23 protein-coding genes are annotated in these 22831 nt (G+C 57.3%); 16 read left to right on the top strand and 7 right to left on the bottom strand.

All coding sequences use genetic code 11. The annotated features are described in order from the left end of the window. Positions 1-183: 183 nt before the first annotated feature. Both queF and ACN0WX_RS00835 read left to right on the top strand, forming a co-directional pair. Positions 184-654 carry a preQ(1) synthase gene (gene queF, locus ACN0WX_RS00840; RefSeq protein WP_417620381.1) on the top strand — a complete coding sequence of 157 codons (471 nt, stop codon included), beginning with the start codon at positions 184-186 and terminating at the stop codon, positions 652-654. A 66-nt stretch (positions 655-720) separates the two neighbouring features. Continuing rightward, the gene (locus ACN0WX_RS00835) at positions 721-1110 is read left to right on the top strand and encodes an acyl-CoA thioesterase (protein WP_417620380.1); all 390 of its coding nucleotides are present in this window, start codon (positions 721-723) and stop codon (positions 1108-1110) included. 46 nt (positions 1111-1156) lie between these two features. On the opposite strand, the gene ACN0WX_RS00830 is transcribed toward ACN0WX_RS00835, so the two are convergent. From ACN0WX_RS00830 to hflK, 4 genes are all read right to left on the bottom strand, one after another. Further along, positions 1157-2737, bottom strand: a complete 1581-nt coding sequence (locus tag ACN0WX_RS00830; RefSeq protein ID WP_417620379.1) for a helicase HerA-like domain-containing protein — start codon at positions 2735-2737, stop codon at positions 1157-1159. 104 nt (positions 2738-2841) lie between these two features. Further along, positions 2842-4380, bottom strand: a complete 1539-nt coding sequence (locus tag ACN0WX_RS00825; protein WP_417620378.1) for a Do family serine endopeptidase — start codon at positions 4378-4380, stop codon at positions 2842-2844. Positions 4381-4758: 378 nt separating this feature from the next. Beyond that, positions 4759-5598 carry a protease modulator HflC gene (gene hflC, locus ACN0WX_RS00820; RefSeq protein WP_417620377.1) on the bottom strand — a complete coding sequence of 280 codons (840 nt, stop codon included), beginning with the start codon at positions 5596-5598 and terminating at the stop codon, positions 4759-4761. 11 nt (positions 5599-5609) lie between these two features. Further along, positions 5610-6653 carry an FtsH protease activity modulator HflK gene (gene hflK, locus ACN0WX_RS00815; RefSeq protein ID WP_417621179.1) on the bottom strand — a complete coding sequence of 348 codons (1044 nt, stop codon included), beginning with the start codon at positions 6651-6653 and terminating at the stop codon, positions 5610-5612. A gap of 131 nt (positions 6654-6784) precedes the next feature. Between hflK and ACN0WX_RS00810 the strand changes: the two genes are divergently transcribed. Genes ACN0WX_RS00810 through ACN0WX_RS00755 form a run of 12 tightly spaced genes read left to right on the top strand, consistent with a single transcriptional unit; the run spans position 6785 to position 17217 of the window. Continuing rightward, entirely contained in the window at positions 6785-7747 is a 963-nt protein-coding gene (locus ACN0WX_RS00810; RefSeq protein ID WP_417620376.1) for an Mrp/NBP35 family ATP-binding protein, read from the top strand. Between the two features lie 17 nt (positions 7748-7764). Continuing rightward, positions 7765-8187, top strand: coding sequence for a CoA-binding protein (locus tag ACN0WX_RS00805; RefSeq protein WP_417620375.1), 423 nt, complete (start codon positions 7765-7767; stop codon positions 8185-8187). Between the two features lie 4 nt (positions 8188-8191). Further along, entirely contained in the window at positions 8192-10480 is a 2289-nt protein-coding gene (locus ACN0WX_RS00800) for a molybdopterin cofactor-binding domain-containing protein (RefSeq protein WP_417620374.1), read from the top strand. A gap of 3 nt (positions 10481-10483) precedes the next feature. After that, the gene (gene hemH / locus ACN0WX_RS00795; RefSeq protein ID WP_417620373.1) at positions 10484-11491 is read left to right on the top strand and encodes a ferrochelatase; all 1008 of its coding nucleotides are present in this window, start codon (positions 10484-10486) and stop codon (positions 11489-11491) included. Then, positions 11482-11745, top strand: a complete 264-nt coding sequence (locus ACN0WX_RS00790) for a ribbon-helix-helix domain-containing protein (protein WP_417620372.1) — start codon at positions 11482-11484, stop codon at positions 11743-11745. The genes hemH and ACN0WX_RS00790 overlap by 10 nt, the downstream gene beginning before the upstream one ends. Positions 11746-11754: 9 nt before the next feature. Then, positions 11755-12132 (top strand): fluoride efflux transporter CrcB, encoded by a 378-nt coding sequence (gene crcB, locus ACN0WX_RS00785; protein WP_417620371.1) that lies wholly within the window; start codon positions 11755-11757, stop codon positions 12130-12132. After that, on the top strand, positions 12129-13418 hold the full coding sequence (locus ACN0WX_RS00780) for an RluA family pseudouridine synthase (protein ID WP_417620370.1): 1290 nt from the start codon (positions 12129-12131) through the stop codon (positions 13416-13418). The genes crcB and ACN0WX_RS00780 overlap by 4 nt, the downstream gene beginning before the upstream one ends. A gap of 18 nt (positions 13419-13436) precedes the next feature. Next, a complete protein-coding gene (locus tag ACN0WX_RS00775; RefSeq protein ID WP_417620369.1) occupies positions 13437-14072 on the top strand; it encodes an FMN-binding negative transcriptional regulator in 636 nt (211 codons plus the stop codon). After that, positions 14069-14725, top strand: a complete 657-nt coding sequence (locus ACN0WX_RS00770; RefSeq protein WP_417620368.1) for an HAD-IA family hydrolase — start codon at positions 14069-14071, stop codon at positions 14723-14725. Before ACN0WX_RS00775 ends, ACN0WX_RS00770 begins: the two co-directional genes overlap by 4 nt. Beyond that, positions 14722-15024, top strand: coding sequence for a hypothetical protein (locus ACN0WX_RS00765; RefSeq protein WP_417620367.1), 303 nt, complete (start codon positions 14722-14724; stop codon positions 15022-15024). Before ACN0WX_RS00770 ends, ACN0WX_RS00765 begins: the two co-directional genes overlap by 4 nt. Then, positions 15021-15719: an ATP12 family chaperone protein gene (locus tag ACN0WX_RS00760; RefSeq protein ID WP_417620366.1), complete on the top strand. Its 699-nt coding sequence runs from the start codon at positions 15021-15023 to the stop codon at positions 15717-15719. The genes ACN0WX_RS00765 and ACN0WX_RS00760 overlap by 4 nt, the downstream gene beginning before the upstream one ends. Before the next feature lie 55 nt (positions 15720-15774). Next, positions 15775-17217 (top strand): AMP nucleosidase, encoded by a 1443-nt coding sequence (locus ACN0WX_RS00755; RefSeq protein WP_417620365.1) that lies wholly within the window; start codon positions 15775-15777, stop codon positions 17215-17217. A 65-nt stretch (positions 17218-17282) separates the two neighbouring features. Here ACN0WX_RS00755 and ACN0WX_RS00750 read toward each other — a convergent pair whose 3' ends face one another. The 3 genes from ACN0WX_RS00750 to ACN0WX_RS00740 all read right to left on the bottom strand — a co-directional run bounded on the left by ACN0WX_RS00750 (position 17283) and on the right by ACN0WX_RS00740 (position 19251). Then, positions 17283-17522 (bottom strand): hypothetical protein, encoded by a 240-nt coding sequence (locus tag ACN0WX_RS00750; RefSeq protein WP_417620364.1) that lies wholly within the window; start codon positions 17520-17522, stop codon positions 17283-17285. Next, positions 17519-18190, bottom strand: a complete 672-nt coding sequence (locus tag ACN0WX_RS00745) for a hypothetical protein (protein WP_417620363.1) — start codon at positions 18188-18190, stop codon at positions 17519-17521. The genes ACN0WX_RS00750 and ACN0WX_RS00745 overlap by 4 nt, the downstream gene beginning before the upstream one ends. A 98-nt stretch (positions 18191-18288) precedes the next feature. Further along, on the bottom strand, positions 18289-19251 hold the full coding sequence (locus ACN0WX_RS00740; protein ID WP_417620362.1) for a tetratricopeptide repeat protein: 963 nt from the start codon (positions 19249-19251) through the stop codon (positions 18289-18291). A gap of 289 nt (positions 19252-19540) precedes the next feature. Between ACN0WX_RS00740 and ACN0WX_RS00735 the strand changes: the two genes are divergently transcribed. Both ACN0WX_RS00735 and ACN0WX_RS00730 read left to right on the top strand, forming a co-directional pair. Continuing rightward, the gene (locus ACN0WX_RS00735; RefSeq protein ID WP_417621178.1) at positions 19541-21943 is read left to right on the top strand and encodes a cyclic nucleotide-binding domain-containing protein; all 2403 of its coding nucleotides are present in this window, start codon (positions 19541-19543) and stop codon (positions 21941-21943) included. After that, on the top strand, positions 21943-22824 hold the full coding sequence (locus ACN0WX_RS00730; protein ID WP_417620361.1) for a hypothetical protein: 882 nt from the start codon (positions 21943-21945) through the stop codon (positions 22822-22824). Before ACN0WX_RS00735 ends, ACN0WX_RS00730 begins: the two co-directional genes overlap by 1 nt. Positions 22825-22831 lie beyond the last annotated feature (7 nt).

The raw sequence follows: 22831 nt of genomic DNA, 5'->3' as shown, positions 1-22831 counted from the left end.
GAACCAGAGAAATCGACCGCTTGCCAAGGCAAGTTACATATGCCTCTGGCGATCTTTGGCCATGCGGAGCAAAGCGGGCAAGTCCGGATGCTGCGGCACTGGGGCTATTTGCACATGCGCCAATCTGGCAATCAATGCAGCACGGGTGATGACATGAAGCGCTCCGTGCACTAGATAATCGGCATGACCGATGATCCTAACGCTGCCTCCGGCCCGAAATTTCTCGGCAAGACGAGCCCGCTTCCCGCTTCTCCGGAAGAGGCGCTGCTCGATTATGTGCCCAATCCCCGCGCAGGCGAGTTATATCTCACGCGTTTCGCAGCACCCGAATTCACCTCGCTATGCCCAGTGACCGGTCAGCCCGATTTTGCCCATTTGGTGATCGACTATGCGCCCGATCAGACGATCGTCGAATCGAAATCGCTGAAGCTCTTTCTCGGGTCGTTTCGCAATCACGCAGCCTTTCACGAAGATTGCACGGTGGGAATTGGCAAGCGCCTGTTCGACGAAATGCAACCCCGATGGCTACGGATCGGCGGCTATTGGTATCCGCGGGGTGGAATTCCGATTGATGTATTTTGGCAATCGGGGGAGGTTCCTGCCGGCCTCTGGGTTCCGGAACAGGGCGTGGCACCATACCGCGGCCGTGGTTGATGGCGTCGTTTCAGCGACCACAGCTTTTGCCTTTGCATCGTAACAAACTGACACTAGTGTAAGCTTATGGCTCAGCAACATCAGCATAATATCGCGATAGCAGCATCGGACATTGATTTCATGGGGCATGTCAATAATGCCAATTATCTCACTTGGGTGCAGGATGCGGTGGTGGCCCACTGGCAGAAATTTGCGCCCTCCGAAGCGGTCGCAGCCCATCTCTGGGTCGCGATCAAACACGAGATTACCTACCGCAAACCCGCCTTTCTGGAAGACGACGTGATTGCCGAGGTGCTGCTGGAAAAAGTCCATGGTGCCCGGGCTTTTTACAGCACGGTCATTCGACGTGGCGAAGAGGTACTGGCCGAAGTCCAGTCAAGCTGGTGCTGCATCGACGCCGACACATTGCGCCCGACCCGGCTGGCGAAAGATATCGTTGCGCGATTCTTTGGCTAGCATGGATTGCCTGTCACGCCGCGCTTGAAGCGGAACGTGACACCGGTCAGCGCATCAAACCGCCGATCAGATTTCGAACAAAGCGTCCGGCTACCGGGCCAGCGAGGTCGGTGACGACAGAACCGACGGCTGACGTCACGCCGGAGCGCATCGGGTCTGCGCGCGACTTTTTGCCCAGCATTGTGGAGGCGGCCATTCCAGCAGCAGAACCAACCGCTACCTTAGCGCCGCGGCTCAGGGCTTTTTCCCAAATGCTCTTGGTTTTGCGAGGCTGTTTACGGACTTCTTCTTCCCCTTTTTCCTCGACCTCTTGCGCGGTCTCCGTGGCATCAATTACCTTTTGCGCCAATATTTCCTCGGCACTATGCCTGTCGACCTCTTCTTTATATTTATCTTCATAAGGCGAGATCGAGTTGATGATTGCGCGTTCCTTTGCCGTGACCGGGCCCAAGCGTGAACGTGGTGGCTTGATCAGGGTGCGCTGGACGATTGATGGAGCTCCATCTTCCAGCAAGGTCGAAACCAGCGCCTCGCCGACTCGCAATTCGGTGATTGCTTCCTCGACATCGAGATCGGGGTTGATTCGGAACGTATCGGCGGCTGCCTTGATCGCCTTTTTATCGCGCGGGGTGAAAGCGCGCAGGGCATGCTGTACCCGGTTGCCCAGCTGACCCGCGACTTCCTGGGGTATGTCGATCGGGTTCTGGGTGACGAAATAGACGCCGACGCCTTTCGAACGGATCAGACGGACCACCTGTTCGATCTTGTCTTCGAGTGCTTTGGGCGCGTCGTCGAATAGCAGATGGGCTTCATCGAAGAAGAACACCAGCTTGGGTTTTTCCGGATCGCCGACTTCCGGAAGGGTCTCGAATAGTTCGGCGAGCAGCCAGAGCAGGAAAGTTGCATAGAGCTTGGGGCTGCGCATCAACTGATCGGCGGCAAGTATATTGATATAGCCGCGCCCCTGATCGTCGCATCTGATAAAATCGTCGATCTCCAGTGCGGGTTCGCCGAAAAACTGGCCGGCTCCCTGGCTGTCCAGCTGCAGCAACTGGCGCTGGATCGCACCGACGCTGGCCTTGCTGACATTGCCATATTTCGCCGACAGTTCCTTCGCATGCTCGGCCGTATGGGAAAGCATCGACTGCAGGTCCTCCAAATTCAGCAGCAATAGTCCCTGCTCATCGGCGAAGCGGAAAACGATGTTGAGCACGCCTTCCTGCGTCTCGTTTAAATCCATCAAACGCGCGAGCAATAACGGTCCCATTTCCGAAATAGTGGTGCGGATGGGGTGACCCTGCTTGCCGTAAAGGTCCCAGAATATGGCCGGGTTATCCGAATAGGCATAGTCGTTCATGCCCAGTTCCTTGGCTCGCCCTTCCAGCTTGTCAGCATGTTTGAACTGCGGAGAGCCAGCCATGGAAACGCCGGAAAGATCGCCTTTGACGTCTGCGACGAATACGGGGACGCCGTTAGCGGAAAAGCTCTCGGCCAGTCCTTGGAGGGTGACCGTTTTGCCGGTACCGGTCGCTCCGGCGATCAGGCCATGACGGTTCGCGCGGGAGAGATTAAGGCTTTGCCGCTCGCCACCGCCCAGCCCAAGAAAAATTTCTGTTGCATCGGCCATCGGCGAATCCCTTAAATTATGTTACTTTCCGCTATCGATCATGAGGCAAAAAAAAGGCCAGCGTCAAGCACCGGCCTCTTTCTGTTACATGTGTTTAACAGCGTTTAGCTGTCCTGCAGTCGCACCGCGACAAATTGTGGATCACGCGCGCCGCGCTTGATTTGCAACAGCACCGCTTCGCGCTGCGAACGCTTCGCGTCGCTAATCGCCTTATCGAGATCGGCCGCGCTGTTCACCGGCTGGCGATTGACGCTGGTGATCAGAAAACCGCGTCGGATTCCCTTTTGACCGGCATCGCTGTTCGGATTGACCGTCGATACAACAACGCCTTTTTGTGTCGACGAGACGCCAATTTGCCGTGCGATGGCGGGTGTTAAATCGACAACGGACAATCCCAGAGCTTCGGCGGTTGCTTGGGCGCTGGCACCATCGTCATTCTGCCCCATGGCATTGTCTTCCGCATCGGGATCAAATGTATTGCCAGCCAGCTCTTCTTCGGAAGGCCGTTTGCCAAGCTTGGCACTGACCTTCACTGTCTTGCCACCGCGGACCAGTTCGATCGGAACTTCCGTGCCGACGGGAAGATTGGCCACCAGATAGGACAAGGTCTGATCCGGGGTAACGGTCTTGCCGTTGACCTTGGTAATGACGTCGCCCGCCTGGATGCCAGCTTTTTGGGCGGCTTCACCTGGCTCAACCCGCTGGACAAATTCGCCTCGATTCTTCTCGAGACCCAGCGAGTCCGCCAGATCTTCCGAAAGCGCGCTGATCTGGACGCCGAGATAGCCGCGCTCAATGGTTCGACCTTTTTTCAGCGTTTCGACGATGGGGGCGGCCACTTCGGCGGGAATTGCAAAGCCGATGCCGACATTGCCGCCAGTGGGCGAGATGATCGCATTATTAATGCCGATGACGTTGCCATTGAGGTCGAACATGGGGCCGCCGCTATTGCCGCGGTTGATCGATGCGTCGGTTTGCAAGAAACTGTCATATGCCCCTTGCCCGGTTCGACGGTGAATTGCCGACACAATACCGGTAGTAACGGTTCCGCCAAGGCCAAATGGATTGCCGATTGCAATTACCCAATCACCAACGCGGGCGCCATTGCTGTCGCCAAATTTGACGAAGGGAAGGGGCTTGTTTGCCTTGATCTTGAGTACCGCAATATCCGATGCCGCATCGCGCCCGACCAGTTCCGCTTCATATTCGGTGCGGTCCGGCATGATCACGGTGATCGATTCGATTGTGGCATTGCGGTTGCCCGGTGCGACAACATGGTTGTTGGTCACGACATAGCCATCAGCCGAAATGATAAAGCCGGACCCCAGCGATTGGGCCTCTCGGGTTTGTGCTCCACCATTGCCGCCCTGGGGGTTGCCGAACAGGCCGCTAAACGGGGTTCCGGCAAAAGGATTATTGTTGGTTACCCGAACGCGCTGGGTTGTAGAGATGTTGACCACCGCCGGTTGCAATTGCTCTGTCAGATCAGCGAAACTCATCGGCGCGCCTGCGCGCGGCACGACGTTGCGCATCACCGAACTGTCATTGGCGGCGGTTTGTGCTCCGGCCGGGACGACACCGGTCAGGGTTGCTGCACTGCCGGCCAAAAGCAAAGCTGCTGAAACTCCGTAAGCGTAACGCACTATTAATTTCCTCTCAAATTTCTGACGAAACAAAGGGATGTTTGTCGCCAAATCCGTTCAAAATCGCAAAATATTGGCGCAATTTTCATGAACGGAAATTGAATATTAGCATATTTGTTCGTCGATCCTAAATTTGGAACTGCGAGACATTCCTTATGACAATCTATTTGGGTTCGCCAAGGCGCTTTCGCAAGCTGGGAATTCGCATTTCGCAGAAAAAAACCGGCGTTGTGCAGAAAAGACGACAAATGTAGTCGAGAAGCGCAGCGGGGTCTTTGCTCGCCGTCAAAAATTCAAACAGACTGCCCGTTTTGATACCATCAAAGACAAAGCAGCCTGTTTGCTGATGAAAATTCTGTGGTTTGAGATGAATCCTTCTTACCGGCCCCGGAACTGGCGCAAATATTCATTGTCCGGCGAGAGGACGAACGAGCTTTCCGGATCACCCGGATTGCCCTGCTGGAAGGTTGTCTCATAGCTCTTCATCGCGCGGTAGAAATCATAGAATTCCGGATCCTTGCCAAAGCTTTCTGCATAGGTACGCGCGGCGCTTGCATCGGCTTCTGCGCGAATGATCTGCGCCTGTTTCGCGCCCTGTGCGCGGATGGTCCGGGCTTCCTGATCTCGCGCTGTCCGCATTCTTTGATAAGCGCTATCGAGTGGTGTGCCATCGGGCAGGTCGGCGCGCTTGATCCTTACGTCGACAATTTCTGCGCCATATTGACGCGCAACCCGGTTGAGGCCGGCCTGGATATTATCCATCACCTGGCCGCGTTCCGGGCTCAGCAGCGCTGCGAACGGGCGCTTGCCGAGTTCGTTTCTCAGGGCGGAGCCAAGAATAGGACGCAATTCTTCTGAAACCCGCTCTTCGCTGCCAGCCGCAATATACATGCGCAGCGGATCGGTGATCCGGAACCGGGCAAAGGCATCAACTTGCAGACGAAGCTGGTCGGTCGACAGCACTTGCTGTTGCTCCATTTCGACGTCGCGGATGCGTTTATCGATCCACACTATCTGCTCGAAAAACGGAATTTTTGCGATCAGGCCCGCGCCGGTTTCACCAAAAGCTTCGCCCGCCTGATAGCGATTGACGATTCTTTTCGGTTCGCCAAGCTGGACGACAACACCTTGCCGCGTTTCCGGCACGATGACGATGGTGTTTAGCAGAATGAACAATGCTGCGATGATAACTGCGCCGAGCGCAACCGGGTTTTGCATGATCCGTCCCATTATTTGCCCTCCGCGGTTGAAATGGCGGGTTGCTGAGACCGTTTCTTCAGTTCCGGCAAGGCGAGATAAGGCGTCACGCCTCTCGCTTCGATAATCGTCTTGTCGACCTTGGACAATACACGCTCCATGGTTTCATAATACATGCGTTGCCGAGTGACGCGCGGGGCCAGCCGATATTCTGCATAGACCTTGTCAAAGGCAGCGGATTCGCCCTGTGCCTGGGCTGTGAGCTGCTGCGCATAAGCGCGTGCTTCGTTGAGATAGGTTTGTGCGGTTTGCTGCGCCGCCGACACTTCCTTAAACGCGTCATTCACTGCGGCCGGGGGATCCGCTTTCTTGATGGCGATGCCGCGTATAACAACACCGGCGCCATAGCCATCGAGCAGTTGCTGCATATTGCGTTCCACCTGCTGCTCGATTTCCGTTCGCTCGGAACCAATGGTGTCGTCGAGCGTGAAATTGGCAACCGCCGCCCGCATCGCCGCTTCGGCAACTTCCTTGATGGTTTCTTCCGGTTCGGCGATCTGGAACAGGAACAGTTCGGGTGCCTTGATGTTCCAGCGCACGGAATAAGCAAGATCGACGATATTCTGATCGCCGGTCAGGATCAGTTTCTCCGATTCGCCTTCCGGAATGTCGATCGTCCGGATGTCCTCGACATCAAGCTTGATCACCTGTTCCAGCGGAGTGGGAAGTGAGAAATGCAGGCCGGGTTGAAGGGTTCGCGAATAGGAGCCCAAAAAGGTGACCACGCCGCGTTCCTGGGGGCTGACCCGGTGGATGCTGGTCAGCAGGACCCACAATATGACGAAGCCCATGGCCATAAGCGGCCACCAGGATCGTCCGCCTGGACGCTTTGGCATGCCACCCCGGAACCCGCCACCGGTGCCTTTTTTAAACAATTCTTCGAGAGAGCCGGCGCCTTTGCGTCCGCGACCGGATGGCCCGCCCGGCGGATTGCTCCACGGGTTGCGCGGACCGCCGCCATTGCCACTGCCACCATCATTGCCATTGCCGCCATCATTGCCCCAAGGGCCGGCCATGTTCAATATTGCGCCCAAAATCGATCTGCGGCGCGCTTCACCGTCATTATATTTATCCATATTTTCTTTATAGGTAGGCCGCCGCCAGAAAAACAGTGTCAATCCGAGAAAAGTGTAACTATGTCGATCCGATGACTGATATTTCCCTGATTGAAACGGCGCTGGATGATGTCGCCAAGGGCCGTTACAGTGCGGTGAAATTTACCCAAGGCCGGGTTTCTCTGGTGCTCAATGTTGGCGGACTCGACGTGCGGAAGCGCGGCCAGATCGAGATTGCCGTCAAAGGCAGTTTGCTGAAACTGGACGGTGTCGAGAAAGTCGACATTGCGATGACGGCCGAGAAGGTTGAACGGCGCCTGATCGCCGTTGCGAGCGGCAAAGGAGGCGTCGGGAAGTCGACGCTTTCTACCAATCTGGCGATTGCGATGCAGCGTTTGGGCCGCAAGGTCGGGATGGTTGACGCCGATATATATGGTCCGTCCCAGCCGCGTTTGCTCCAGTGCGAAGGAAAGCGTCCCGAGGCCGAAGGCAAGCAGCTGATCCCGGTGCCCAACGATTATGACGTGTCGGTGCTGTCGATGGGGCATCTCGCGAAGCCGGGGCAGGCAATCGCCTGGCGCGGGCCGATGGCAGGCAAGGCGCTTGAGCAGCTGATCGACGCCCATTGGGGTGAGGTTGAGGAATTGATTGTCGATATGCCGCCGGGAACCGGCGATGTGCAGCTGTCAATGATGCAAAATCACAAGCCGGTGGGTGCGGTGATCGTTTCGACACCGCAGGATCTGGCGCTGATGGATGCAACCCGGGCGGTTGATCTGTTCAACCAAGCCAAAATTCCGATTATCGGAATGGTTGAGAATATGGCTGGCTATCAATGCCCACATTGCGGAGAGGTTAGCGATCCTTTTGGTGCAGGCGGCGCAGAGGCGGCGGCGAAGACAATGGGCATGCCCTTTCTTGGCAGAATCCCGCTCGATATCGATATCCGCAAGTCCAGCGATGGCGGCACACCGCCGGCCAGCACCGACAATGTGCAAGGCCAGGCATTTCGTGATATTGCCAAAAAGCTCGCGACATGGCTGGATAACCAATAGCGGAAGGGAAGGGCATTATGCTGCTGGAAAGCGATCAGGAAATAGCCGCATTGCTGACGTCTACACGACGCATCGCCCTCGTTGGAGCCTCCGCCAGAACCGAGCGTGCCAGCAACCGGATATTCAAGTTTCTGCTTGAGCAGCGCTATGATGTGACGCCCGTCAATCCCGTTATTGCCGGACAAATATTACATGATGTACCGGTGGTTGAATCGCTTGGAGATATCGAAGACGATATCGACATGGTCGATATTTTTCGCAATTCCGCTGATGCCGGTGAGGTCGTCGACCAAGCCATTGCAACTGGCGCCAAATCAGTCTGGATGCAGCTTGGCGTTATCAATGAACCTGCTGCACGGCGGGCGATCGACGCAGGCATCAAGGTCGTAATGGACCGTTGTCCAAAAATCGAAATACCCCGGTTGGGCCTGTTGAAATAACCAGATGGCCGCTGCAACAGACATTGATCGGGATGAAAAGTCATCCAATGGATTGAATCGCCGTAAATTCCTCATCGGGGGTGGCGCGGCGGCTGGTCTGGTGGTCGCGTGGGCAATCTGGCCGCGCAGCTATGAACCCAATGTTGCCGCGACCGAGAATGAACAGGTTTTTGGCGCTTTCCTGAAAATATCGGAAGACGGGCAGGTCACGGTAGTCGTACCGCAAAGCGAAATGGGGCAGGGCGTGTACACCGTTTTGCCTCAAATCCTTGCCGATGAGCTGGGGGCCGACTGGCGAACGGTGGCGGTGGAACCCGCGCCGATAAATCCCCTGTATAGCAATCGCTTGCTCGCCGAGCAGTGGGCACAATCCTTCCTGCCTGCGGGTACAGAAAAACTGGCTGAAAATGCCGCAGTCCAATGGATCGCTCAGAATGTGGCGGTCCGCGATCAATTCATTGTAACCGGCGATTCCACTTCGATCCCTGCTTTCGCAGAAAGTTTTCGCGAAGCGGGCGCAGCAGCTAGAGTATTGCTGACCAAGGCGGCGGCTGCCAAATGGGACGTCGCCTGGGAAATCTGTACAGTCGAAAATGGCGTTATTTCGAATGGCGAGAAAAAGCTGCGGTTCGGAGAACTGGTTCGCGAGGCAGCGCAGCAGGACTTGCCCGATCCCGTGCCACTCCGGCCCGCTAGCGTCGGCAATTTGATCGGACAGGATGTCCCGCGTCTGGACCTCCCCAGCAAGCTCGACGGCTCAGCCAATTTTGCCGGAGATATCCGGCTACCCGACATGGTTTTTGCCGCGATCCGGCAAGGGCCGATTGGCGAAACCAGGCTAAAATCCTTCAACCGCGAAGGCGCCAGCAAGATCACCGGTTTTATCGACGTTGTCAAAGGCGAAAAATGGATAGCAGCGGTGGCCACCAACTGGTGGGCGGCCAACCGGGCCCTCGACAGAATGAGTCCGGTTTTCGAAACGAAAGGTTTTCTGGCCGAGAGCGAGAAGATCGACGCCGCCTTGTTTGCAGCACTGGATCGCGGACCCGGCATACGCTTTGTATCGCGCGGCAACACCAAAGCTGCATTTATCGAAAATGGTACGTTCCAGGCGCGCTACCATGCAGACGCTGCTGTGCACGCACCGGTCGAAACGCGTACGGCAACGGCCGAGTTTAAGGATGGTGGGCTAGAACTTTGGATGGCGACACAGGCACCGGTGGCGGCTGTCCAGGCGGCGGCTAAAATGCTTGATATCCCGCGGGACCGGGTGACGCTTTATCCAATGCTGAGCGGTGGGTCATTCGACCGCAATCTCGACAATGATATTGCGGGACAGGTCGCTCGCCTCGCGAAAGAAATGGGCCGGCCGGTACAGCTCGTGTGGTCTCGCGCAGAGGATTTGATGCACGACCATTATCGCGCACCCAGCCAAGCCCGGTTCGATGCTGCCATGGCCAAAGGCGGACGGGTGGAAGCGATGCAGATCAAGATTGCAGCCCCGCCTTCTGCGCGCGAACAGGTCAGGCGGCTGTTCAGCGGCATGGATAATGTCACGGCAATGCGGGACTCGATCGGCGAGGCTGACAGCAAGGCTGTCGAGGGGCTTGATGTTCCCTATGATATTCCCAATCTGACTGTCGATCACCATAGCGCCTTTGCCGGTGTCCCGACAGGTAATTGGCGGAGCAACGCGCATAGCAGCAATATATTCTATCTCGAATCATTCGTCGATGAGCTGGCTGCGAAGGCTGGCATAGAGCCCTTGTCCTTTCGGATGCAGATGATGAACAACCAGCCCAGACTGGCCCGGTGCCTGACCGGTGTTGCCGCTATGGCTGGATGGGACGGAGGACTGGACGGCAGTGGTCAGGGCCTTGCCTGTCACAGCATGCGCGGCGGGCATATCGCGGTGATCGCCAGTGCGAGCAGAGGCGGCAGCGGCCTGGAGGTGCGTCGTATTTCGGCAACCGTCGACATCGGCCGGATCATTCACCCCGATATTGCCCGGCAACAGATTGAGGGTGGCATTGTGTTCGGGCTGGCAATGGCGCTGGGCAGCGCAACCCGGTTCCAGAAGGGGCTGCCAACCGCAAAACGGTTGCGCGACCTTTCCCTGCCACGGCTGGCTGAAATTCCACCGATCCAGATTGAATTTATCAGAAGCGAGGAAGAACCGGTGGGATATGAAGAGCTCGGTGTACCGGCCGTCGCGCCGGCCGTCGCCAACGCCTTGTTTTCAGCGACCGGAACCCGGTTCCGGCAATTGCCACTTTTCGGGGAAGTATCATAAGTCATGCGTGAAACGGGACTATTGCCAGAGGATCACCCCCCGGTTGCCACGAAGAAAATTGGCGTGCTACTGGTCAATCTGGGTACGCCCGATGCGCCGGAAAAGCGGGCCGTTAAACGCTATCTCAAGGAGTTTCTATCGGATAAGCGCGTTGTCGAAATTCCGTCTGTTGTCTGGCAACCGATTTTGCGCGGCATCATTCTCAATACACGCCCAGCCAAATCTGCGGAGGCCTATAGCCTGGTCTGGACCGAAGAGGGCTCACCGCTGGCCTTCTACACGCGAAAGCAGGCGGAGAAACTCTCTGGCAAAATTGACGGCGTGATGATCGATTGGGCGATGCGCTACGGCAATCCGAGCATTGGCAGCCGTCTGGACGCGATGAAGGCGGCAGGATGCGACCGCATCCTGATCGCGCCGCTCTATCCGCAATATAGCGGTGCCACGACGGCAAGTGTGCATGATGCGGTATTTGATGCGATTGCCGGGATGCGCTGGCAACCGGCAATCCGGCTGCTTCCGGCCTATCATGATGACAACGTCTATATCGAAGCGCTGGCGAGCAGTCTCGAGCGCGATATTGCAGATCTGGATTTTGAACCGGATGCGATCGTTGCGAGTTTTCATGGCATGCCGCAGCGTACGCTGGAACTGGGTGATCCCTATCATTGTCATTGTCAGAAAACGGCCCGGTTACTGGCCGAGAAGATGGGCAGGGAATTGGTGGTGGCATTCCAGTCGCGATTTGGACGGGCGAAATGGCTCGAACCGGCGACCGACAAAATATTGGAAGCCCTGCCGGCACTGGGCAAGAAAAATGTCGCCATTTTCGCGCCCGGTTTTTCAAGCGATTGTCTGGAAACCTGCGAGGAACTGGCGATCAGGGGCAAGGAGCAATTCGAGGCTGCCGGTGGCGATAAATTTGCCTATCTGCCATGCCTCAATGATAGCGAGACCAGCATTGACATGCTTGAGACACTGGTGCGACGGGAATTGTCAGGGTGGCTCTAGAAGCGCCGGAAATCTTTCACCCACCGGTCAAGCGTAGCGTGACGATTGCCGGGCATCAGACGTCCATTTCCCTCGAGCCGCTGTTCTGGAATCTGCTGAAAGCCGCGGCTGATGAGCGCCGCTTGCCGCTCAACGCATTGATTGCCCAGATTGATGTCGAACGCATCGCTGCGGCACAGCCGCCGGGCCTGGCGACCGCGATTCGCCTGTGGCTGACCAATGATCTGCTTGGAAAAACCACGCAAGCCGACTAAGGGACGGCCATGAACGCTACCCTTCTTGTCATGGCAGGCGGTGCGATTGGTGCAGCAGGGCGCTACCATCTCGGCCGACTTACCTTCCACCTTGGTGCCATCGGCTATCCTTTCGGTACCCTGGCAGCCAATCTAGCTGGCGGCTTTTTCATGGGTGTGCTGGCGGGTGTGCTAGCACGCAGCAATTTTGTCGATGAGCCGTGGCGGCTGTTGCTGGGCGTCGGCCTGCTCGGTGGCTTCACGACTTTTTCTGCCTTCAGCCTGGAGGTGTTCAACATGATTGAACGCGGTGAAACCGGAACGGCTGTCGGCTATGCGCTGATCTCGGTTATGGGGTCGGTACTGGCCCTGTTTGCGGGTTTGATAACAGTGAGGGCACTGGCATGAGCGGTTTTGATCCCACTGCCGAAAGCGGCTCCGAGGAAGAAAAGCCCCAAGGCTCGACCAAGGAACAGAAACAGGCACTGAAAACGCTTGATGTCCGGCAATTCACGATTTCCGCCGATGATGATGACATCCGGGTCGACCGCTGGTTCAAACGGCATATGGAAGATGTTCCGTTTAACATTGTTTCGCGCTGGGCGCGGACCGGGCAGTTGCGGCTGGACGGCAAAAGAGTGTCTCCCGGTGATCGAATCAACGCCGGTCAAATATTGCGTGTGCCGCCGTCGGAAATAGAACGGCCTGGTCGCACCCCGAAAGCGAAGATGGAACTAACGCAGGACCAGATCGATTTCGCCCGGGAACTGGTTATCCATAAAGACAAAGCGGCGCTGGTGGTGAACAAGCCTCCTGGGCTGGCTACTCAAGGGGGCAGCAAGACGACGACCCATCTCGACGGACTGCTTGATGCCCTGACCTTTGAAGCCAAATCGCGGCCGAAGCTGGTTCACCGGCTTGACAAAGATACCAGCGGAGCGATTCTGCTGGCTCGTTCGCCGGGCGCCGCCGCCTTTTTCTCGAAGCGCTTTTCCGGTCGCACCGCGCGCAAAGTCTATTGGGCAATCGTCATGGGCGTGCCGGAAATTGCCGATGGCATGATTGATTTGCCGCTTTCCAAGCAACCGGGTTCCGGCGGTGAAAAAATGCACGTCGATGAAGAAAACGGACAATCGGCCAAATCGCGCTACCGGATTATCGAGCGGGCGGGCAACCGGGCCTGCTGGGTCGAGTTGCAGCCCTATACTGGACGCACCCATCAGTTGCGCGTGCATATGGCGGCCATCGGACATCCGATCGTCGGTGATGGCAAATATGGCGGCAAGGATGCTTTCCTCACCGGCACAATCAGTCGCAAGATGCACTTGCATGCGCGGCGGCTGCGGATTGAGCATCCCGACGGTCACAATCTGGATGTGACGGCAGATCTGCCGGCTCATTTTTCCGAAACCATTGAAAATCTCGGGCTGGACCTCAGCCTGGGTGATCTGCCGCTCGACGAGAAGAAGCCGGGCGGAAAACTGGTGCGGAAACAGCAGGCCAAGGCCCATGCCAAGATGATCCGCAAGGACAAACGCGGGGAACGCCGGGCGCGGGGTGAAAATGCTGGCAAGCCGACAAAGGCCGGCAAGCCAACCAAGCGTGATCGTCCCAATGCCGGCAAGGCGACCCACAAGAAAAACATGCCGCACAAGGCCAAAGTCAAGCGGGCCGCTGCCAAGAAGCCGAGATAGGGTTCGAGAGACACAGATATGCATCCCAATCCCGCCTTCCGCTGGCCGCGGTCTGCCACCGATCACAATGATGCCGACGAACGTGCGGCGCTGGAAGCACTGATCGCCAATATCGGTTTTGGGATGGTTTTCGCCGAAACGCCCGATGGCCCCCGCGTCGCTCATGTTCCGATTATCTCTACTGGAGACGGAGCGGTCCAGTTTCATCTGGCGCGCGGCAATGCGTTGACCAAGCATATTACAGGGACAAAGGCACTATGCGTGATCAACGGACCGGATGCCTATGTTAGCCCGGATTGGTATGGCATCGAGGATCAAGTGCCGACATGGAATTATCTCACATTGGAGCTTGAAGGTACAGTGCGGCAGATGGAGCGGGAGGGTTTGATCGCATTGCTTGATGATCTGGCTGCGCAGAATGAAGCAAAACTTGCGCCCAAAGACCCGTGGCACCGGGATAAAATGGATGCTGAAAAATTTGACAAGATGGTTGATGCGATTGTTGGGTTTGAAATGGAAATCGTGGCATGGCGACCCACGGTCAAACTTGGCCAGAACAAGTCCCCGGAAGCCAGGGAGCAGGCTGCTGATGAACTCGACGCTGTCGGTCGTCGGGCAATCGCTCACATGATGCGGGAGTTTAACAAGACATGACCACCAAACTTGCCCTTTTCGATTGTGACGGCACGATGGTCGATAGCCAGCACAATATCTGCGCCTCGATGGACCAGGCGTTTACGAAACACGGTCTGGTTCCGCCCGACCATCATCTGGTGCGGCGGATTGTGGGTCTCAGCCTGATTGAAGCGGTCAGCCGGTTGTTGCCCGAAGGCGATGAAGAGACGGTCGCGGCGGTAACCCAATCCTACAAGGACGGCTTTTTCGAACTGCGTCAGGCTGGCGGGGTGCATGAGCCTTTATATGATGGGTTGCTCGAAACGCTGGAACAACTGGAGGCAGCCGGTTGGGTTTTGGGGGTTGCCACCGGCAAGTCCGATCGAGGACTCAATCATGTGTTGGAAATCCACGGACTGCGCGATCGCTTCGTAACGTTACAGACCGCCGACCGGCATCCGTCCAAGCCGCATCCGGCGATGGTCGAACTGGCGATAGCCGAAGCGGGTGCTACGCCGGAAACCACTGCGATGATTGGCGATACCAGCTTTGACATGGCAATGGCGGTCAATGCCCGGGTGCGCGCGGTCGGCGTTGACTGGGGCTATCATGACGAACAGGAACTGATCGACGCCGGCGCGGAAGTAGTGGCGGCGGCGATGGCCGATCTGAACGGGATATTGAATCGATGAGCGAGCCGATGGACACGCAGCCGGAATATATTCCTGATCCGGAGAAAGAGAAGCAGGCCAAGGCGGTGCATATTCTCATCAGCATCATCCGTCTGCTCGGTGTGGTTCTGGTGATGCTGGGGCTGGCAATCGCACTGGACCGCCTGCCGCCGGTGCCAGTGCCGGTCGGCTATGTCCTGATCGCACTTGGCCTGGTGCAGATGTGGATCGCGCCGATGTGGATCATCCGAAAATATGTCCAGGCGCGGGTGGCGGAGGAGCAGATTGCCAAGGCTGCGCAAGCTGGCGAACAGCCGTGAAGCGCTTCTATACAGACGTATCGGTTGCACCGCACGACAACCACTTTGCCATCACCCTTGACGGGCGGGCTGTCAAAACACCGCAGCGCAATGCGCTGACTCTGCCGACGCCGGAACTTGCCGAGGCGATTGCCGCGGAATGGGTGGCGCAGGAAGAGGATATCGATCCCGCCACCATGCCGCTCACCGGCTTGGCTCAGGGCGCGCTGGATCAGGTCAAGTTCGAGCGAGACCGGATCGTCGGGCGCATTGCTGCCTTTGCCGACAGCGACATGCTCTATTACCGTGCTGACGAGAGTCAGCAGGCGCTGATCGATCATCAGGCGGCCCATTGGAACCCACTGCTGGATTGGGCGCGGAGCCGCTATGATGCCAGTTTTAACCTGATCCATGGTATCATCTACCAGGCTCAGGCTGAAGAGACGATCGAGCGCCTGTCCAATGCGGTCAACGCGCAAGACGATTTTACCCTTGCCGCCATGCTGTCGCTTGTTGGCCTGTCCGGTTCGCTGATCGCGACGCTGGCGCTGGTCGAACAGGTCCATGATGCCGGGCATCTCTGGCCATTGGTCAATCTTGAAGTACTGTGGCAGGAACAGCAATGGGGCGAGGACGAACAGGCACTGGCCGCGCGCGCAGTCAAGGAAGCGGAGTTTTACGCGGCGGCCCGCTTTCTCGACCTTTCCCGTACATAGGTTTTCCCTTTGTCACATTTTTCCGTTAAAGGGTTGAAACTGTAACGGAGACTACATGAAAACCGACTCTACTTTATGCGCATCGCCCGCCGAAGCTGTGGCCTTGCTGGAAAAACTCTACACCGAACAAATTGCAATCACGGCCGCACGCTTTGGCCGCTACGCAACGTCCAAACTGGCGAAGGATGATCGCGAGCAGGGCCTTTATCCCCAGATCAGCGTCGAAATTCCCGCCGCTCAGGCCACCGAAACCAGTCATCTGGCGTCTGGCCAATTGTCCGACATCAATACCTATTGCACGACGATTACCGAGCCGCGCCTCTATCGCCTCTATCTGCTCGACCAGCTCGAACGCATAGTTGATACGTTCACCGCCAAAATCCGGGTCGGACTATCCGACACGCCGATTCCACTGGCTTTTGCGCTGGAGGATGCCGGCGCCGGGCTTGACCGGACGAAGAAGGAGAAGCTGCCCAATTATTTCCACACGCCCAATCTGGTCAAAACCAATGACGAGATTGTCGATGGTGGCCAGATTTTCCAAGGTGAGGAAGCCTCGGCGCTCGCTTTGTTCACCGCTGAACGGGTTGACTATTCGCTCCACCGGATTCGCCATTATTGCGCCACCGACCCGGAGCATTTCCAACCCTTCATCTTGTTCACCAACTACCAGCGCTATGTCGACGAGTTTATCGAACATAGTCTGGGGGAAGTGAAGGCTGGCCAGGCCACGAGACTGGTCGAACCGGGCAATCGGATCACCGGGAGGGATGGCAAGCCCTCCGCTCCGCCGATCGCCAAGCCGCCGCAAATGCCGGCCTATCATCTGGTGCGCAGCGACGGCCGGCCCGGCGTGACCCTGGTCAATATCGGCGTCGGACCGAGCAATGCCAAGACGATCACCGACCATCTCGCGGTGCTCCGCCCGCATGTCTGGCTGATGATTGGCCATTGCGGCGCGCTGCGCCGGACCCAGCGGCTCGGTGACTATGTGCTCGCCCACGCCTATTTGCGCGATGACAATGTGCTCGACGATGTGCTGCCGCCCAGCATCCCGCTGCCGACAATTGCCGAAGTGCAGCTTGCGCTCACGGAGGCCGTGCAGGCGGAAACCGGCATCGACAAGTCAAAACTCAAGCAGCATTTGCGTACCGGTACGGTGGTTACCACGGGCGACCGGAACTGGGAACTGCGCTTCGAACAGATTGCCCGACGTCTTAACCAGTCCCGCGCCATCGCCATCGACATGGAAAGCGCGACAGTCGCCGCCAACGGCTATCGCTACCGAGTGCCTTATGGGACGCTGCTGTGCGCCTCGGACAAGCCGCTGCACGGCGAGATCAAGCTGCCCGGCATGGCCGATGCCTTCTATCAGGAACGCGTGGGGCAGCATCTGGCGATCGGGCTGCGGGCGATCGATCTGCTGGCGAAAGAAGCGGACGAGGGGACGCTGCACAGCCGGAAGTTGCGGAGTTTCGGCGAGCCGTTGTTTCGGTAGTCCGACGCCAGCTGAGTGATCGGCGACATGCGCTCAAGGCTGATGCCTGAATAGTCCCGGAATATTCAAATCGCTGGATCATCAGGCAGTTCCGGATCACCTGGATCGGGGCGCGCATGTTGACCGTCACCCATTGCGTCAGCAGCGTCTTCTGCCGCTTCCTCCGTCGCCTCCGCTGCCTCGTCCGTTACGGTCGGGTAAATCTCATCTTCTATAATCTCTGGCTCTCCCTGATCCTGGCGAGCGCAGGATGCCAGCAGCATTGCGAGCATGGCGGTCGGGATGACAGTCTTCATTGGTCTCATGATCCTTCCTTCAGCGGGCAGTTATCCCGGGTATCCAATATCGACTGGCTGATCCAGACCATATCATCCCGGCCTTCTCCCGGACCGAGAAGGCCTTCCAGATAGCCCTCTTTTTTTGGGACTCTGGCCGTCAGCCCGAGGACATATCCTCGGTCACAATCGAGCAGCGCCTTGAAATAATATCTTTCCGTTTCGCCCGCCTCGATCTCTGCTGCCAAGTCTGTCCAGTTGTAAGCCAGGGCGGGCCATTGATCTCTCTGGATCACTCTGAATTCGTCGGCATCGAAATTCTTCAGATTTCCCCGGAATGCCCGAAGCGCTTTGATATCGGCCCCGACGGCCGGCAAAATATATCCAATGTCCAGCTTGAGCTTCTCGCCCTCCCGGAAGACGATTGTGGTGTTTCCCACATTTTCCAGACGAACGACAACGCTTACTAAAAGTTCGTTTTGGTCCGTCTTCCAGTCGGAACCGGACACTTCCAAATTCAGCTTGGGAACCCCTGGGCGTTCGTAAAAATACCAGTAGGAAGCGATGATCAACGCCACAGCGGACAGGAAGGCGGAGAAGCCGCTGACGCCCTCCGACCAGTTTTTCTTACTGGAATGAATCCATACCCCAGCAATAAAGACTGCTATCGCGCCAAGTATAATCGGAATTGTGTCCACAACACCCCCAAGTAACTTCTATACAATTTCTGGCAGTAAGTCGAATCTAGTGTTGGTAGCGAAGCATGGGAACCAGTTTTCTGTCGCTATAGGAAGGCTCACCCTCCGACCCCCAGTGCCGCCGCTGCCTCCCGGATCCGTTTCGCCTCCGCCCCGTCATTCTTGAACGCCTTCAACCCCCGCTCCAGCGCCTGCTTCGCCTGCACTGTCTGACCGAGCTGCATGCGGCTGCGGATCAGCATGATCCAGCCGTTGGCATCCTTGGGATTGGCCTGCAGTTTTTTGTCGAGGCCGTTGACCATATTGGCGATCATCGCTTCCTGCTGGCCGGGGGGCAGGGCGGCGGCCTCCTGCATCTGCTGGCGGCTGGGGCCGGGAATCGCCGCCGTGGCGACAGCGGGGCCGTCGGTGGTGATGCCGCCGGTTGCCGCGGCGGGTGCGGCCTTGGCGAGACGGGGCTTCACGTCGATGCCTTCATTCTCCGCCACTTGTCCGATCACCCGGCGGATATCGGCGGCATAAGGCGCGTCGGCGGGCGTGTCTTCGAGCAGCGCGAACCAGTCGTTGATCGCGCCTTTGTGATTGCCTGATATGTCTTTTTGGACCGCCAGGAAATAGCGTGCGCGGGGGTCCTTGGGATCATGTTTCAGGGCGCTGCGGAAAGCGTCGGCGGCATCCGCGGGCACTTGTTGTCCGTCGCTTGCCATCACCAGCGCTTCGCCCAGCATCGACCAATATTCGGGATTGTCGGGATCGAGCGTGGTTGCGCGTTTCATCGCGGTGGCCGATTCGGCGAACTTGGCGGTTTCAAAGTAGCTCCACCCGAGCATCCGCCAGCTTTCCGCGTCGTCAGGGTTGTCCTGCAGCTTTTTTTCGAGGTTGGTGATGACTTCGTCCACGCTCGGAGCCTGTTCGCTGTCAGCACCAGAAGCGATCGCGCTTGCACCAGTATCGGTGTTCATGCTGCGATATATCTGCACCGCGATCGCACCAAGCGCCAGTAAAGCCGCTAAAATCAGAGCGATACGGGTGACGGTTATCGATGAACCTGATTTTGCCATGGTCAATCCTCAAGCTGTTTGATGAGACGATATTTTCGAGCAGGGATACGGAGCCTGTTGCTGCCTGACAAGCGCCGAGATGGCTGTGATATTTTGCACTGGCAATGGAGAGGCTTTTTGATAAGATACTGCCAAAGTTCAATCTTTTGGGTCGCGCTATAGCTGGACAGATAGCTGAACCGGGTCGTCATGACGTATGAGGGTGCGTCGATCGGGGAAGCAAAAGGGGGGAAGCAGGCGCGTGTCGGACAAGTTTCGAGTAGTGATTATCGGGTCCGGGCCAGCGGGCATGAGCGCGGCTGGGCGCGCGGCGCAGCTCAAGCTCAAACATATATTGCTGGAAAAGACCGACCATCTTTCCGACACCATCTACAAATATCAAAAGGGCAAGCATGTCATGGCAACGCCGAGCCAGCTGGTGCTGCGCTCCGACATGGATTTTGAGGCAGGCAAGCGCGAGGCGATCCTTGGCACATGGGATGAACAGACCGCCAGTCACGGCGTGAATGTCCGGTACAAGGCCGAGCCGATAAAAATCGAGGGTGAGCAAGGCAATTTTACCATCACGCTGAAAAATGGCGATACCGTGAAGGCGGAAACAATCGTGATGGCAATCGGAACGCAGGGCAATCCCAATCTGATGCGCTGCCCCGGCGGTGATAACAAGCTGGTGCAATATCAGCTCGACGATCCCGGCGAATATTATGACGAGCATATCACAGTCATCGGTTCGGGCGATGCGGGTATTGAAAATGCGCTGGGGCTTGCCGCCGATGCGGCGCAGAATAACGTCGTCACGATTCTCAATCGCTCGGCCGAATTTGCCCGGGCAAAGAAAGCCAATGTGAAGCTGCTGATGGAAGCGGGGGAGCAGGGCAAGGTCATTATTCGCAACGAGACGACGCCAGCCGAAGTCAAGGATGGCGAGCTGGTGCTGGAAACCCGCGACGGACAAGAAACGATCAAATGCGACCGGATCATCGCCCGTATGGGTAGTGCGCCGCCGCGCAAGTTCGTCGAGGAATGCGGGATTGAATTTACCAGCGAGGATCGCGAGGCCTATCCCAAATTGTCGCCGGCATTCGAGAGCACCAAGAAGGGCATTTATGTCATCGGCGCGCTGGCCGGCTATCCGCTGATCAAGCACTGCATGAACCAGGGCTATGACGTGATCGAGTTTATCAACGGCAACGTCGACTTGAAGCCGGCTGATGAACCCATCCTCGAAGCGAAATTCAGCGGCTTGCCAAAAGGCCGGTCGGTCGACGAATGGCTCGAATTTTTCCGAGCCAATGTGACAATTCTCAACGAGCTTTCGCCTTTGCAGATGCGCGAGTTCATGCTCGACAGCGACCCGCAAAGCTATCGCCAGGATGAGGTGATATTCGAGAGAAATGATCCCGGAAGCTCGCTTTTTGCGATTGCCGAGGGCTCCGTGCTGGTCGAGATTAATCCCACTGACCCCTCGATCACCGTGCCGATCGAGCAGGGCTCGATCTTCGGTGAGGTCGGTCTGATTTCGGGTCGGCGGCGCGGCGCGACGATCCGGGCGGCGGAAGATGTCATCCTGGTCGAAATCTCGCGTACGGCGGCGCTGAAGCTGCAAGCCTCGGTCCCCGCAGCCAAGCGCCGGATCACCCAGATTTCCACCGAGCGGCAATTGCTGCAGATGTTCGGGTCGGGCCTGACCAAGGAGGATATTGCCGAAGTTGTCGAAACCAGCGAGATCATCAATGTCCGGGCCGGTGAAACAATTATCGAGGAAGGGTCTGACGGCAACGACATCTATGTCATTCGCGTCGGGTCTATGGTGGTCGAGAAACAAATTGGTGGCAGGCCGGTGTTCCTTTCCTATCTGCCCGCCGGTTCCTATGTTGGGGAAATGACGCTGATTGCCGGGGGCTATCGTACTGCCACGGTCAAGGCTGCGATCAAGTCGGAAGTCATCAGGATCAACGGCGATGCGTTCAAGAAAGTGCTCGACGCTCATCCCGATCTGATGCGCAAGGCGAAAAAGGACATGGCTGCGCGGCAGGACATTAACGCCTTTGTCGAAGCCAAGAAGGACGGCTTTTCGGGTATCGTCGACATGTATTCAGAGATTGCCAATTTCCTCGTCGACAACGGCATTGGCGAGGCTACCGACGTCCTGCTGATCGACGAGAATCTGTGTGTCGGTTGTGACAATTGCGAGAAAGCCTGCGCCGACAGTCACGAAGGCCTGTCGCGTCTCGACCGCGAGGCGGGGAAAACCTATGCCCATCTCCACGTACCGACGAGCTGTCGGCACTGCGAACATCCGCATTGCATGTCCGACTGCCCGCCCGATGCCATTCACCGCGGTCCCGATGGCGAGGTGTTTATTGATGACAGCTGTATCGGCTGCGGCAATTGCCAGCGCTATTGTCCCTATGGCGTGATCCGCATGGACAAGGTTCCGCCGAAGAAGCCGGGGCTGCTGAGCTGGCTGTTCTTTGGTTCTGGGCCGGGGCCGGGCGAACCCGATAAGCAATGGACCGCCGAGCATAGCGACCCTTCCGTCGAGCAGCCGAAAAAAGCGATCAAATGCGATATGTGCTCCGGAATAGCTGGCGGCCCTGCCTGCGTTCGCGCCTGTCCGACGGGGGCGGCGATCCGCGTGGCGCCGGAAGAATTCCTCACCGTCGCCAAACTTGAAGCGGAGGACATATAATGGCTAGCCGAGCAATGTCGGCCCCCTCCGGTCGCAAGAAAGTCTTGATGCACGACGGATTCCTCAAGCACGCCGGGTTCCGCTGGCTGAAAATTTCCTCGGCGATCATGCTGATCTGCATCATCAGCTATATTTTTGTCGATGTCTCGCCACGCCACAACGGCGGCAGCTGGTATGGCTATACGCTCGGCACCATCGGCGCGCTGCTCATTATCTGGCTGACCATGCTTGGGGTGCGCAAACGGGCGATGACGCCAGGGTCATGGTCGCTCAAGGCCTGGACATCGGCGCATATCTATCTTGGTCTCAGCCTGATCGTTATCGGCACGCTGCATACCGGTTTTCAGCTTGGCTGGAACATCCACACTGCTGCTTATATGTTCATGATGCTGGTCATTATTTCCGGCATTGTCGGGATATATTTTTATGTTACCATCCCGAAGGCGCTGTCGGACAATCGCGACGAAATGACAGAGGCGGAAATGCTGGAAAACCTCCGCTCGCTCGATCGGCAGTTGCATGAGGCGGCGCAGCCATTGTCGGCAGAGCATGCCAGTCTGGTGCTGCAGTCGCTCGAACAGGACCCCTTCGGCGGTGGCTTCTTTCAGCGGATGTCCGGAAGATATCCGGATTGTGCGACCCGGATGGCGCAAGCGGAACTGCGCCGGGCGCGGGCTTATGAGCCGAAAATGGGAGGTGACGATCCGCGCGACAAGGTTGAGGCGCTGCTCGAGAAAAAAGAAGCCACGCTGGGCCGTGTCCGCCGTCATCTCAAGCTCAAGGCGCTGCTGCAGGTCTGGCTGTTCGTCCATGTCCCGATGACTTTCGCCCTGATCGCATCGCTGACCGCACATATCATCAGCGTATTTTTCTACTGGTAGGATGGAG

Source organism: Parasphingorhabdus sp. (assembly GCF_048269915.1).
Lineage (GTDB): Bacteria > Pseudomonadota > Alphaproteobacteria > Sphingomonadales > Sphingomonadaceae > Parasphingorhabdus.
This window is presented reverse-complemented; position numbering and strand designations above follow the sequence as displayed.

What these genes read in the sequence shown, in the direction of transcription:
- hflC (WP_417620377.1), bottom strand. Translation starts at nt 5,598, where the DNA reads ATGCAAAACCCGGTTGCGCTCGGCGCAGTTATCATCGCAGCATTGTTC.
- crcB (WP_417620371.1), top strand. Translation starts at nt 11,755, where the DNA reads ATGAACGCTACCCTTCTTGTCATGGCAGGCGGTGCGATTGGTGCAGCA.
- ACN0WX_RS00810 (WP_417620376.1), top strand. Translation starts at nt 6,785, where the DNA reads ATGACTGATATTTCCCTGATTGAAACGGCGCTGGATGATGTCGCCAAG.
- ACN0WX_RS00735 (WP_417621178.1), top strand. Translation starts at nt 19,541, where the DNA reads ATGAGCGCGGCTGGGCGCGCGGCGCAGCTCAAGCTCAAACATATATTG.
- hflK (WP_417621179.1), bottom strand. Translation starts at nt 6,653, where the DNA reads ATGGCCGGCCCTTGGGGCAATGATGGCGGCAATGGCAATGATGGTGGC.
- queF (WP_417620381.1), top strand. Translation starts at nt 184, where the DNA reads ATGACCGATGATCCTAACGCTGCCTCCGGCCCGAAATTTCTCGGCAAG.
- ACN0WX_RS00780 (WP_417620370.1), top strand. Translation starts at nt 12,129, where the DNA reads ATGAGCGGTTTTGATCCCACTGCCGAAAGCGGCTCCGAGGAAGAAAAG.
- ACN0WX_RS00755 (WP_417620365.1), top strand. Translation starts at nt 15,775, where the DNA reads ATGAAAACCGACTCTACTTTATGCGCATCGCCCGCCGAAGCTGTGGCC.
- ACN0WX_RS00835 (WP_417620380.1), top strand. Translation starts at nt 721, where the DNA reads ATGGCTCAGCAACATCAGCATAATATCGCGATAGCAGCATCGGACATT.
- ACN0WX_RS00830 (WP_417620379.1), bottom strand. Translation starts at nt 2,737, where the DNA reads ATGGCCGATGCAACAGAAATTTTTCTTGGGCTGGGCGGTGGCGAGCGG.
- ACN0WX_RS00740 (WP_417620362.1), bottom strand. Translation starts at nt 19,251, where the DNA reads ATGGCAAAATCAGGTTCATCGATAACCGTCACCCGTATCGCTCTGATT.
- ACN0WX_RS00765 (WP_417620367.1), top strand. Translation starts at nt 14,722, where the DNA reads ATGAGCGAGCCGATGGACACGCAGCCGGAATATATTCCTGATCCGGAG.
- ACN0WX_RS00800 (WP_417620374.1), top strand. Translation starts at nt 8,192, where the DNA reads ATGGCCGCTGCAACAGACATTGATCGGGATGAAAAGTCATCCAATGGA.
- ACN0WX_RS00775 (WP_417620369.1), top strand. Translation starts at nt 13,437, where the DNA reads ATGCATCCCAATCCCGCCTTCCGCTGGCCGCGGTCTGCCACCGATCAC.
- hemH (WP_417620373.1), top strand. Translation starts at nt 10,484, where the DNA reads ATGCGTGAAACGGGACTATTGCCAGAGGATCACCCCCCGGTTGCCACG.
- ACN0WX_RS00805 (WP_417620375.1), top strand. Translation starts at nt 7,765, where the DNA reads ATGCTGCTGGAAAGCGATCAGGAAATAGCCGCATTGCTGACGTCTACA.
- ACN0WX_RS00770 (WP_417620368.1), top strand. Translation starts at nt 14,069, where the DNA reads ATGACCACCAAACTTGCCCTTTTCGATTGTGACGGCACGATGGTCGAT.
- ACN0WX_RS00730 (WP_417620361.1), top strand. Translation starts at nt 21,943, where the DNA reads ATGGCTAGCCGAGCAATGTCGGCCCCCTCCGGTCGCAAGAAAGTCTTG.
- ACN0WX_RS00750 (WP_417620364.1), bottom strand. Translation starts at nt 17,522, where the DNA reads ATGAGACCAATGAAGACTGTCATCCCGACCGCCATGCTCGCAATGCTG.